Here is a 13,406-nt window from a genome sequence, read left to right as displayed (position 1 = left end):
AAATTCTTATTATACATAAAAAATACTCAAAAGTATAAAAAATTGAATTTTTACTAAAACTTTTTTTGAGTTTCTTCTATTTAAATACTTTTGATAAATAAATTATTATATTTATTAAAACTCAAACAAAAAACATGCAAGTCCTTCGATAGTTGGAAGGATTGCATGTTTCTAATGATATATCTTATTATTGTTTCTAATGTAAAATTTTTCATTATTTATTCTTAGCGTCCGGCGAACTTTTTACGATACACGGCGATAGAGGACGCAATTAATATGCCTACTGCTAAAAAGATAACCCAAGTGTTGGATTGTTCTTTTGGTGTGATAGGTTGTTGAACGGGTTCGGATTCTTCCTCTACTCCATTAACTTCTTCTGTTGGATCTATTTTATGTTCGCCAATTAATTTTTGAATGCCATCTAGTGAGTTTTCATATGTAGCGTATTGATTGGTGTCTAAATAATCCAACTGTTCCACTGTATCGATGTATGCCCATTTCACTCCTGATTTAAAAGGTAGGCGTTTGAAAATTACATAGCCACTATCCTGCTTCGTCCCAGCAAGTATGGCACTTTCATTTGCATTTGAAATTTTTACTTCTTGTGGCATTTCATAATCAGTGAATTTCAGTGCCACGTAATTGCTTTCAAATGTTTCAATCCCTAGCAACTGACGGTATGTATACGTTTCAACTTCTGGCTGTTCTTTTATAATAGAATAGTACTTTTCATCATCTACTGAATAGCCTTCATCATTCGCTAAATTATTGAATTGTTCACTATTCATTTTTATGCCGAAAAAATCATAAATAAGCGCATCGACTGCAGATCGGTTATATGTCGTTTCTAAGTCACTCGAGACAATACCAAAGCTAATAGAATCATAGCCAGGTAAATTTTGTCGTAGAATTCCCTGCTCGACCATTTTAAAATAGGTCGTTGCATTTTTAGAGACACCTTCATTAAATGGTATTTCTAACACAACGGATTGTGCGAGCTTTTCTTGTAATACTTCCTTCTCCGACGCGTCCCAATCAATTTGCTTCGTCGGCATTGTGGCTGTGGCTAAATCGAGTAGCTCTTTTTTGACACGTTCTAAATCAAATGAAAAGCGGTCTGACAATGCGGCAGAATTATAATCATCCTCGTAAATAACCTTTACGATTTTCGACTTTTCATAGGAAGCAAACAACTCATTAAAGTCACGCTCTGCTATATTTTGCGCTTTACCAGCTTTGGATAGTGAGAAATTTTCTAAATAAATGGATTCCTCATAGTCGTTTTTCTTTTCAGCTCCGTAAAAGTCTTTTGACGCCACTTGCTCTTGCATCAATGTTTCCTCACTTATAGATCCATTACCAGATTGCAAGGTTAAATACGATTTCAAATAGGCATTTGTGGTAATTTCGTAGCTACCTTTGCCCTCACTTGCTTCATAATAATCGGTCTTCGCCTGCCCATTGAGCTCGGAAAGCTTGTACTTTTTATCGGAATTGGTTTGGGAATGATGCCATGCTATGTAGTCGGTCGAATTTTTTAATACCGTCAAACCACTTGTATTATTTTTTTGATATATGATTTGATCGCCACTGTATATGAATTCCTGATACTGTCCCTTTTCGGGATTTGAATCGAGAATCATATATAAATCCTCCACACCGTCCTGCGTTAAGTCTGAAACTAATGCATAAATAATATGGTCAGTATTTTGCAATAGCTTATAATAGCTCGAATAAACGGGTAGCAATTCCTTTGTAAATGGTCCGATTAATTCACTACTGATCCAGCCAAGGCGCCCGTTATAATCGACCTTCACCCAATTATCCTGTTGGCGAACAAATTGAACGCGGGCACCTTTTTTTAGCTTGGCGACAACCATACCGTTCGCATCCGCGCTGGCCGTCATCTTTGCCCCGTCCTGTGATGTAACTATATATTGCTGATTGTCTTGCTCCTCTGCTGCTCCATGAAACGTTGGTAATAGTGCCATGAGCAGCACAAGCCCAATGATCGTTTTTAAAATTCTCATATGCTTCCTCATCTCAATTAATACTTACCTTCATATTAACAAATTCAAAGAGCTGTTTGGGAAGCTGAGTCAAATAAGTGTGAAATTTTTGAATCCAACTATTTTACTAATAAAGCGACTGCAATATCGCGACCCGGCGTTGTTAAGTAGCTGCCATTTACAAAAAGACCACTTGAAGCGCCGCCATCAGAGTTCATCGCATCCACCGCGCCCATTTGCTTTAGGACAGATGCGAGCTGTTGAACTGTTGCGCCAGAAGTTGTAACAAATACAAGCTGACGATTTGGTAAAATCCCAATCGCACTTCTCGCACCTGGTGAACTTAATATTTTATGACTTGAAAAGCCTTCTGCAATTGGATCCACTGTAACTGCACTATTCGTTACTAAACGTGGCCCTACTTGGAATGCCTCTTGTACATTTCCTTCATTAAATAGCTCCATAAACTTCGCGCCTGGTAAAATACCGACATCACCATCTTTTAATACATAAAAAACGGAAAACTTCGCATCGAACACTTTTACGCGTTCCCCGTTCATAACAAGTCCATTGTAGACGGTGCGGTAGCTATTATTTGAGTACGCATCGAAGTAATTCCCATTCATCGCAACTTTTGCATTATGTGCTTTTGCAATGGATGAAAGGGATGCAACAGAACCTAATTGATTTTTTGCAAGTTCGACGTGTAGCGACGTATTCGGTGCTAGTAAATTGACGTTTACAACATTTACCGAAATATTCTTCCCACCTGCATTCATGCTCTTTTTCGTCACAGATACTTTTGGCTTATTAATAGTGCTTTCCGGATACACCGAAACCTTATATGTATGCGCCCCTACTTGATAAGAAATCATTTTTTTCACTTGATCCCAATTCATCGGAACATTAAAAAGGTAAGCCACTTCGCGAACTGGCACGTATACGGAGTTTTGCAGCATTTTCGGCTGTGTATCCATTTTTTTAATGACTGTAGCGCCGTCCTTAATCATCTTACTGCCCATCGTCAGCTTATATTTTTTGTCGATCGTTACGGTTTTACTTACATTATCCCACTCAACAGGTACTGAAAAAGTCTCAGCTACCATACGTAACGGGACAAGTGTGCGATTTGTACCGTTTTCAACTACGCCGTATGAGCTGGCTTCGGTTTTGAGCACGGGTGCTGTCACACTTATTAATAGTACGAACAATAATACGGATAAACATTTCTTAAACATTTTGACACTCCTTTTAATTTAGTTCTTATTTATTATAAAGGATTTCCAGATTAATTCCAGATAATGAAATACTTCAACATAAAAAAGTCCCATACAAGATTGCTCTCATATGAAACTTTAGAGTATTTCAACTCACTATACGTATTTTTATCTACCTACTTGAGCTAATCGTGCTAATAATTCCGATTTCAATGGTGAATTTGGCAACTGATTAATCGCTGCTTTTGCTTGTGTTTGATAGTTCTTTGTTGGATTTTTTTCGTAACGTTCCAGTTTTACAGTTGCTGGTTTAGCTAGTTCTTGAAGCGCTGTATATACTCGTTCCTCTAACTTTGTTTTTGCTGCAATTGCCGGTAGTGTTTGCAGTGCTTCACTTGCTTTCATGTAACTGATTTTCGTTGGCTTGCGTTCAAAAGTTACGATAACCTTCTCTACATTTTTACTTAAAATAGCCGTCACCTTGTCAATTTCACTTAGCTGTACTTGCTTAAATTCAGTCGCTCGGATATGATTTAGTTTTTCCATAATAGTTGTGTAGTTAGCAGCAACTGGCTTTTTAATAAATGCCTGTACTTCTTCTTGCACTGCTTGTTTTTTGGCTTCGTTTTGTGCCGTAAGCTTCGTAGTCTGCTCACCGTTTTGATATTTTGGTAAACCAAAGCCGTACCATTCATCAAAACCGGGTGTGCCTAAGTCTTCTGTGTATAACTTCATCGCTGCATAAAGCTCATCTGCATTGAAATACGGAAATTGCTCCATTAATAATGCAAATAACCCGACGATATGTGGTGCTGCTAGTGATGTCCCTTGATAAGTGGCATATTGCCCATTTAAATACGTACTATAAATTTCTTCACCTGGTGCTGCGAAATCGTTGGTAGCACCTGTACTACTAAAACTTGAGCGTTGTAAATTTTTATTGACCGAAGAAACAGCAATTGCTTCTTCATGACGTGCTGGATAAATCATCGTATTGCCTGTCCCCTGCACATTTCCTTCATTACCACTTGCAGCAATGACCAAAATGCCCGCTTGTTTTGCTTTTTTGATGGCCTCATGTAGCGCATCACTAGTCTCTAAATCTCCGAAGCTCAAATTAATTAAATCCATGCCATTTTGAATGGACCAATCGATCGCTTGAATAATCGTATTAACGTCGCCTAAACCGTCATCTTCAATCGCCTTTACTGCATAAATCTCTGCATTTGGCGCAATACCGGCAACGCCAAAACCGTTATGCTGTGCAGCAATAATCCCTGCAATATGTGTGCCGTGGCCGTGACCGTCTGTAAAACTATTTCCGACAAACGAAACGCCTTCTGTAATTTTCAAATCGGAATGCATTGCTACCCCTGAATCGATAATGGCTATTTTAATTCCTTTGCCAGTAAATCCATCTTCCCAAGCTTTATTCGCATTGACCGCCTTTAAGTTCCAACGATCCTTTTCAGTTGTATCATCCGTTGCCACTTTAAATAAGGCATGCGATTGAATAGAAAACGTTTGATTTTCTTCTATTAAAGAGATTCCTTCCTGCTGCTTTAATTGCTCTAGCTGCTCTGTTGAAATTGTTATTGATAGCATATGTACATTTTCTAAATCACTTAGCACTTCTGTCGCAGCGGCTTGTGCAACCTTTTTCCCTTCAAGCGAGCTGTACTGAACAATGACATTTTTGTCTCCCTGTGCCTGTACTTGCGAAGTAAACATGACTGTAAATAGCAAAACAGTTAAAAACATCAGAAAAATATTCTGAACTTTCATATGACCCCTCCAACGATTTAGTTTTTAATTACTTTTATACCATTAATTAGTTTTAAATGCATTAAAAAATCTCTATGTCTTATATTAATTAAGATTAAAATGGGGGGTAAATTGTAGAATTACCAAAATAGATTACTAAAAACCCACTGTTTGAATTTAACTAGAAATAGGCTGATCACCATAAGTTGGGGATGACATAATTTTAGGATTCAAAGTGATTCCTTTTTAATCTAGTCCGTTCTGCTACGCTTCGGGGGACGCTTTCCTGGGGGCGTGGCTCCATCTAACTTGTTACTTGCCTCTACGGCGGCAAGCAACAAGTGGATATTCCGCGCACGCTTAATCCCCAAGGGGTCGCCCCCTGCGCTTCGCGGCACTCTATTTTGGAATAAAAATTTTTTCTAATAAGGTGTTTTAGATAAGGCTTATTCGATAAAGTATCTTTTATAAACGTGAAAATAGTTTAAATGAAAGAGTGTTCATCATAAATGAAACCATGGCATTCACTTTCATTCCATTAATGAAATAGGATTCAATATCCCCTAAGAATAGAGGATAAACTTGATCAATCCCCGCCGCCTCGCGATAGCGCAAGCGGCATTATCAGACGCATTTAACTGAGTAAAATGTACAACACTTTGTATTGGCGGGCCTCGCACGTAGGCCGCCAATAGCTAGACAAACTGATAAAACAATAATCAACCCCATGTTACGGTGATGAACCTAGAAATATACATTTTTTATTTTTTAACCTATTTTTAACCTTTATAAGTTACTATTCATTAAATATAGAATTCTGATGAAAGAGGGAGATTTAATGAAGCGTATTAAAAAGAGTTTTGTGCAGTTTTTAGTTTTACTTATAGTGTTTGGTACGATTAATCTGCAGCCACGGGTTTTTGTTTATGCGGATGATGCTGATAGCCCAATAGAAAACCCTGACGTTGATGACTCTGGTAACCCAGTAATTCCTGACATTCCTGGTGACACTGGTAACCCAGTAATCCCTGACATTCCTGGTGACACTGGTAACCCAGTAATCCCTGACATTCCTGGTGACACTGATGATAACGACGATTCCTCATACGATGATGCGGTAGATACATCTACACCACCAGCCCTTACTGAACCAGCAGATGAGGGAAATTCAGAAATGCCTTTACCAACTTTACCTGATGGGATTACTATTGATTCAGCTAGACCTGATGGCATAACAATTAGCTTTGATCCATCTATTGGAGCTCCTAATGAAGCGGGCCGTTTTGTGATTCCCGACACTATTTTAAATGATTTAGTAAACTATTTAGATTCAGTTTATGTAGAGGGGACACGTCAAACAATTGAATTTCATGTACCGTTAGAATCTAACATTGGCAGTGGCTTTAACCTTGAAATGAATAACTCTATATTAAGCGAGTTAAAGAAATCTCATCCAGGTTTAACGTTAAAATTCAGCTCAAATCATGGAGAAGTTAACTTTATGGTAAATAATTTGAATACCCCACCTGATAGTTCGTTGAATATTGAATTCAATAGTTCTTCATCAAGCAATGACGAAGCGGGACTTGCGCTATTGCTAAATAGAAGTGGTTTCAATATTCCTTTCAATACAAGCGGTTTGATAAATCTAGTAGATATTAAAGTAAATTTACTATTTAACGATACGAATACTAATCTACCACTGAATCCTCTAACAAACTTTGGGGTTCGAATTCCGATTCCGAATTTGGCTAATTTAAATAATCTGGGCATTCGTCGCTTCGATGATTTCTTAAATAGCTGGGTTCCCGTTGGTGTTCCAACGCTTCCATTTTCAAATGATTTAGCATCTAATCAGAAAGTTTCACTAGCGTTTGATAGCTCAAATAATCTACAACCCGAAAATTATATCGAATTCTCTGCCTCTCAATCGGGGAAATTTGCAATTGGACCTATTGAAATCCCATCCTTTAAAGATGCAAATGCACTGACTGAAAGTGAAAAGGCTCTACTCTTATATGGCATTGTTAAAGGAACAACTGATGGAAAATTAAATAGAAAAGAAGATATGAAATATACAGACTTTATCGTCATGATTCTACGTTCATTAGGTTTAGAACAAGGATCGGCTAATGGGTACAATCCACTTCAACTAGCTCTTGACTACAAATTAATCGATAAACTACCAGACAATCCGAAGGCCGCTATTACCATAGGAGAATCGGTAACAATTTATAATAACGCATTACGTTACGATGCACTGCGAACAATTGGTTCCAACGAAAATTCAGCTCAAGCAAATGGTATTAGCCAATACTCTGTAGCAACGACAGCAGCGATTGCTCCAACAACAATCAAATCAAAAGAAACTTTAGCTACGAATAGTATAAACTCACTGAATACATCAGGTATAAGTATGAGTAATTTACAAAGTATGGATATAGAAACTGCTTTAATGGCCGTACAAGGTCAGCGTGCATCATTACTAGAAAGTCAGCTTCAAGATCAGATAAGCGCAGTACAAGCTAAAAATGATCAAGTTTCGAAACTGAATAATTTACTTTCAGCTGTTCGAACTATTCAAGCTAAAGGTGAATTAAATGATTCAGATGGAGGTATTACCTTAACAGATGATGAATTGAATTTACTACAGAATAGATTACAGGAAATCGGGGCTAGCTACTCAATTAGCCAAGAAATGCAGAAAGCTGATTTAGATAAACTAATTGAAAACATAAAATCTCAAATTGACGGATTAGCAAATTCACAGCAAATGGACATGCTACGTTTACAATCTTTATCGAACAAACGAAATGAAGCATTTGATGTAATGACAAATTTCGTTAAAAAAATGCAGGATAATCGCTCGTCTATTATTGGAAATATGAGGTAGATTTGATATTGCAGAATAACTGAGGAAGGTAAATCGATTGTATTCATCACAAGTTCTCAAGCAGATTCCGAAAAAAATTAGAGTTTCTAATAAATAGGATTCTCTACAAATATGAAAAACGAAGCAGTTTCCCTTTATTGGTGAGAGCTGCTTCGTTTTATTTGTATTATTTTATACAAGTTACACGGTATTTAGAGCAGCCAGATTTGGTGCAGAAAACTTATGGCGCTGTTTGTACCGGTACAATATATATTGGAAGATTTTCTATCACAACTGTTTTCCCAGAGCTATCTTCTACGCCGGTTATTGTTACAGTAGGTTCTGAAATTTTCTGTTCCGATGAAATTTGAATTCTCATTGTTTTTTCATCCGTTCCAATTTCAAAACCATTAATAACTTTTAAATCTCCACCAAATGAAACATATAAATCCGTCGCTTGAATTGCTTCAGAAAATGTCAATAATAATTCATATGACTGTTCATCAGCTTCTGTTTTTATAAGTTGGGCATCAAAGACTGTCGTTCTTGAAACATTTTCATTTTCTTTATTAACAAGTATTACCAAATCTTTAATTTGCTCTGGCGTTACTGTACCTTCTAATTCAGCAAGCTGATTTATATACTGGATTAATAAGGATTGATCTACTAATGAAGTCCTATAATAATTTTCATCTATTTGATAAGCTGCATTTTCTAAAACTTCATTAATTATAATAAATAGTTCCTGTTTTGTAGTAAAATCATTAGTATTTAAATATTCCCTCGAAATTGATGATATTCCATGAACATTATTTCTATGTTCTAAATATTTTTTTGCTTCGGCTATTGCATAAAAACAATAAGTTTTTTCATCCGATTCTTCTAATTGTTCTACTAGCTTTTCTACATCAGTTATATCTTCAATTGTTATTTCTCAGAATTGTTTGTGTTGCGAAACAAATGTGGGTGCCTTCCCAAATTTAAAAGAGATAAAGGACTATGATTTCGACTTCTAACCGTCAATCAACCCGCAACAGATTCATGATTTTCTTACATTACGTTTTATTAAGAGTAATGAAAACATCGTATTTTTAGGCCCTAGTGGTGTGGGTAAGACCCATTTAGCCTCCGCTATCGATATTGCCGCTGCAAAAAAAACGTACAAGTACGTTGTATAAAATGTCATGATTTGATTCAGAACTTAAAAAGGGCTCGCCTAGAGAATCGTCTAGAGAGCCGCTTGAAGCATTACACAAAATATAGGTTACTTATTATCGATGAAATTGGTTATTTACCCATTGATCTGGAGGATGCAAAACTCTTCTTCCAGTTAATCGATATGCGTTATGAAAAAAGAAGCACAATCTTTACAACAAACGCTAACTTTAAATCTAGCCAATGCGATTTTAGACCGCATTTTACATCACGCAACGATTGTAACAATCATCGGTAATTCTTATCGTTTGAAAAACCATTTAACTCCAGAAAGTGAGTAATTTTATACATAGTTAAGTGAGCGTTTTTGTACATAGATTAATTGACATTTGTAGTTTTTTTGGCTCACTTTCTTATGAGTTTCAACATAGAAGAGAAGCTTCTCAACTTCTTCATCTGACAGTGCTGTTACCATCTGTTCGCTACCAGACGCTATTTTCACTCGGTCATGTTTTAACTGAATATGACTTTCATTTACTAATCCTTTTGTCTGCAAGAAATCATTGTAGACTTCTAGGCTATTGATTTTCTTATTGATCGTGGCAATGGCAAAGCCTTCATCCATTAGATATTTTTTATAGTGAACAAACGAAAAACGAGAAAGCAGCTTATTTTCACCAACTGTCTTCTCGTCCAGGTAAGTTCTAAATCCATCAACATCTCCTACATTTGCCCTTCCTTCTTCTACTAACCATTTCTCAAATTCTATTTGTATCTCCACCTAATCACCCCTAAATACAAAAAGTCCATTGATGCCTTCTACACCAATGAACTTTACCTTTTGACAATACCAATGATTTTTTTGATTGTGCAAATAGTACACGAATGACTGCATGGACAAGGACAAATTTTCAATCTTCACACCTCCTTTCTAATTATCAAGCAATTGTTAATTATTTACCTTTTATAATTTCTTTTATCACTTCGTAGCCACTGTCACTAGCACTGGTACAACAATTTTATCCCACATTCGTTACACCCCCTTTCAAGTTAACTCATGGCAGTAATATAATTCTGTCGCTAGTTTTTAGGCACACAAAAATAGCTCATGCCTTGTGTCGCATGAACTTCGCATTTGTGCCTCTGTACATGTTTAGTTTTGTCGTCAGATTTCATTTAGTTTTGTCGTGAGCTGCTTACTCCTCACCGTCAATTCGTACTGCGTAGTTGTAGAAGTTTTGCAGAATTTGACGGTCAAATACATTTGGGATCGTTTGAATAATCGTGTTTACCTGCTGTAAATTCACCATGTACTCTTCTTCAATGATGTCGCTGTACACGGCATCTAAAATTAGATTGTTGAACTCGTCCTCTGCCATTCTTTCGCCTAATACATCGTCTACACCGATTTCACGAAAATACGTTTCGTTGTTTATTGTGACACGTACATAACGCTCATTTAAGATGCTCATTGTCATTCCCCCATTTCTGTAAAGTTAGGTATTATCTCATCATTTATCATCCACACTTCATACGGTTCTACCTCCCCTGTTTCAATGTGCATGACTAAATAATAATCGCCATTGGCATCTGTGTAGCTTGCACTTTCTGTTGTAATTGGTTCAGCTAAGTGTTCAATTACGTATTTTGGTACGAGTGCTTCATCGATTTCCTCAGCGTAAAATTCGTGGCTTTCATAGCCTATTTCGCTAATCGGAACATAGTAACCGTACTTTTTAAAAAGTACATCTGAAATCCGAATGATTGTTTTCATGGCTTCTCCTCCTACATGTAACCAGATTCTTTAAGTGAGCGGAAATTATCATCACACAAAATCAAATGATCGATTACTTCAATGCCTATGATTTCACCTGCTTCTACTAATCTTTTCGTTACTGCAATGTCCTCTGGGCTTGGTGTACTGTCGTTACTGGGATGATTATGAAAACAAATTATGCTTGCAGAGTTAGAAAGTATTGCTGGTTTCAGCACTTCTCTAGGATGCACGACACTAGCGTTAAGGCTACCTATATGAACTGTCTGGATACAAGTTGGCTGATTTTTCGTGTCCATACATAGGACTACAAAGTGCTCACGATCAACTTCACCTAAAAATTCCTTCATCAATTCATAAGCATCATGTGGAGAACGAATACGACGGTTCTTGTACAACATCGTTTTCTCCCTTACTAATTTCACTTGTACAATGTCGACACGTTTTGCAGGTACTTTCTTTTGATTTTCTTCCATCACCAATTCCTTCTAAAATAGAAATAGCCCTAACTCCACAAAATAGGAATTAGAGCTTGATATTAATATTCAAGATTATAATATATGATTATTTTTCTATTTAGTACGGTTTTAGGTTAGAAAACAAAAGAAAGCTCTGTAGAGATCTCTCTCCACAGAGCTTTCTGGATAAGCGCGAGAACCGTCCCGATGGATCATACACGATTACTTTCGCTCATCCGAGTGAACCGGGACATGGAACCTTTCCCCGCGTCCCGAATTTCTATCCACTATTAAAAACAGAGTGATTCAACTAGAATATTTGTTTTGAAGGGGACACCTAGTTTTCTTTAGTATAGATCCCAGTATAATGAATATTTTCACCTTTACCTGTTGAATCGACACCGGCTTTAGATGGTTGTACTACAATTGCTCCACCGCCCTGAAGGTTTTTCGTTCCTCCAGTGGATAATTGAGGTTGGATTTGATTTAAAACAGAATCTCCTTTAAAACCATATAAGCCTGTGTCCTCTTTAAAAACTAAAGCAATTCGAAAAGCTGTCATAAATTCACCAAAAGACATATTTGGGTCAATATGTTCTTTAATAATTGCTTCAACTGCTTCATAGTTTCCTTTTTCATGTTGAATAATTTCCTGGAAAATCGCATTCCCTTTACCAGCTTGTATTTTTAAATACTGAAGGAATAGGAATGAAAGTGAATAATTGGCAAGGGTGTCATTTTTACTATCCCAATTCAATAAAGAACGACCATCATGAATTGCAGTAGTGTAAGGATTGTTGTAATAATTTACTCGATCTTCATTAACCTTTTGATTGTATACCAGTGTTTCTGCTGCCATGGATAAGCCCTCATTTAACCAAGTATCCATTTTCGGATTTACCGAGTTTGTATAAATATTCCCCTCAATTATATCTTGACTAAAATTCACCATATGTTGAAACTCGTGTGCTAGAGTCGAATAAGCTTTAGTGACATCTAGATTATTTTCGTCTTTTCCCATCGTAGGGTAGGTGTCGATATAGAAAATTTCCATGTAGTTATCTGTGTAAGAAGTATTCAACAAATCATTTGGATTAAAGTAGCCACCTATATAACCGCCTGATCCAGCATCAGTATAGCCATCTTGAATATCAAACGTAAGAATAGCAATTTTTCCATCATTGTTTACGTCTGACGGTGCTCCAAAATTATCGACAATTTTTTGGTAAATATTATTATCGAATTCACTACCTAGTTGTGTTGCTTGCGCTTGAGAAATCACACCATCATGAACCCAAATTTGCGCCTTTTCACCATTATATAAAAGGACAGCCGGAATTTCAGAAGTTGTATTATTTCTTCTATCTTTGACTTTAAATAGCCTGCTACTACCTACATAAAGTATCTCACTCTGTATTTCGTTCGTCATGTCAAAAGATAGATCTTGTTCGGGTTCTTTAATAGGCTCAAAAGAAATAAGAGGATTCTCTCGATAATCCGGCAAATCTACACCACCTGACATTGAAAATTGCTGCATAATAGTCGGTAATGTACCCGTAGTTTCAGCTGTTAAAATATCCGTTGACTCATTACTGATGACAACGTAATCTCCGGTATAAATCGCTCCTTGTTGGTCTAAATTTGTGACAATCGACACTTTTTCGGATGCCGGACCTTCCACTACATCCTTCAATGCTGTCACATAATAATAATACGTTTGTGTGACCTCTAAGCCCGGATCTTCATAGGTTAAAGAATCTATATTGGAAACTACTGCAAAAGTGCCATCGACAGTTGTCGATCGATACACGTTGTAGCTTGTTGCACCCTCTACTGCGTTCCAAGATAAACTTGCTTTTCGATCTCCTGATTGAACTACTAAATTTTCTAGTTTCAATAATTCGCTATTTCTAGTTCACACTAGACCTTCACGGTACAGGCGGCTTTCATCGCATACGGCGATCCATCAATGGTAAAAAGTCAGCCACTTATTACTAAGTGGCTGACTAATAAATGAGATCTTACCGATTTACATTACTTTTGGGGAAATAAGTGAAAATCGTAAGAAAAATCCTACTACCACTGACTAGGTCCCTTCGCTCCTGCTAGTTTTACCCTCTTGCCATGACAATACAAACGGCTAGCAATCGACACTAC

Annotated in this window: 10 protein-coding genes and 1 pseudogene; 2 read left to right on the top strand and 9 right to left on the bottom strand. The window is 36.9% G+C overall.

From position 1 onward, the window contains the following. Positions 1–224: 224 nt before the first annotated feature. The 3 genes from DCE79_RS02650 to DCE79_RS02640 all read right to left on the bottom strand — a co-directional run bounded on the left by DCE79_RS02650 (position 225) and on the right by DCE79_RS02640 (position 5,011). A complete protein-coding gene (locus DCE79_RS02650; protein WP_159083039.1) occupies positions 225–2,030 on the bottom strand; it encodes an SH3 domain-containing protein in 1,806 nt (601 codons plus the stop codon). A gap of 98 nt (positions 2,031–2,128) precedes the next feature. Beyond that, the gene (locus DCE79_RS02645) at positions 2,129–3,247 is read right to left on the bottom strand and encodes a phosphodiester glycosidase family protein (protein ID WP_108711577.1); all 1,119 of its coding nucleotides are present in this window, start codon (positions 3,245–3,247) and stop codon (positions 2,129–2,131) included. A gap of 147 nt (positions 3,248–3,394) precedes the next feature. Further along, positions 3,395–5,011 carry a S8 family peptidase gene (locus DCE79_RS02640; protein ID WP_108711576.1) on the bottom strand — a complete coding sequence of 539 codons (1,617 nt, stop codon included), beginning with the start codon at positions 5,009–5,011 and terminating at the stop codon, positions 3,395–3,397. Between the two features lie 817 nt (positions 5,012–5,828). On the opposite strand from DCE79_RS02640, the gene DCE79_RS02635 reads away from it, so the two are divergent. After that, entirely contained in the window at positions 5,829–7,883 is a 2,055-nt protein-coding gene (locus tag DCE79_RS02635; RefSeq protein WP_108711575.1) for a C20orf96 family protein, read from the top strand. Between the two features lie 220 nt (positions 7,884–8,103). Here DCE79_RS02635 and DCE79_RS02630 read toward each other — a convergent pair whose 3' ends face one another. After that, positions 8,104–8,448 (bottom strand): hypothetical protein, encoded by a 345-nt coding sequence (locus DCE79_RS02630; protein ID WP_108711574.1) that lies wholly within the window; start codon positions 8,446–8,448, stop codon positions 8,104–8,106. A 349-nt stretch (positions 8,449–8,797) separates the two neighbouring features. Here DCE79_RS02630 and istB point away from each other — a divergent pair. Next, positions 8,798–9,358, top strand: a pseudogene (gene istB / locus DCE79_RS18710) (IS21-like element helper ATPase IstB); the annotation flags it as partial. Positions 9,359–9,360: 2 nt separating this feature from the next. Here the strand turns inward: istB and DCE79_RS02615 are convergent. From DCE79_RS02615 to DCE79_RS02595, 5 genes are all read right to left on the bottom strand, one after another. After that, positions 9,361–9,798 (bottom strand): hypothetical protein, encoded by a 438-nt coding sequence (locus tag DCE79_RS02615; protein ID WP_108711573.1) that lies wholly within the window; start codon positions 9,796–9,798, stop codon positions 9,361–9,363. Between the two features lie 415 nt (positions 9,799–10,213). Beyond that, complete coding sequence (locus DCE79_RS02610) at positions 10,214–10,489, bottom strand: hypothetical protein (RefSeq protein WP_108711572.1); 276 nt, start codon at positions 10,487–10,489, stop codon at positions 10,214–10,216. A gap of 2 nt (positions 10,490–10,491) precedes the next feature. Further along, complete coding sequence (locus DCE79_RS02605) at positions 10,492–10,791, bottom strand: hypothetical protein (protein WP_108711571.1); 300 nt, start codon at positions 10,789–10,791, stop codon at positions 10,492–10,494. Between the two features lie 11 nt (positions 10,792–10,802). Next, on the bottom strand, positions 10,803–11,267 hold the full coding sequence (locus tag DCE79_RS02600) for a JAB domain-containing protein (protein WP_108711570.1): 465 nt from the start codon (positions 11,265–11,267) through the stop codon (positions 10,803–10,805). A 319-nt stretch (positions 11,268–11,586) separates the two neighbouring features. After that, a complete protein-coding gene (locus tag DCE79_RS02595; protein ID WP_108711569.1) occupies positions 11,587–13,146 on the bottom strand; it encodes a hypothetical protein in 1,560 nt (519 codons plus the stop codon). Positions 13,147–13,406 lie beyond the last annotated feature (260 nt).

Origin of the sequence: Lysinibacillus sp. 2017 (assembly GCF_003073375.1) — a bacterium.
Lineage (GTDB): Bacteria > Bacillota > Bacilli > Bacillales_A > Planococcaceae > Solibacillus.
Note: the sequence above shows the minus strand (reverse complement) of the source record. Positions and strands in the feature narration are given on the sequence as shown.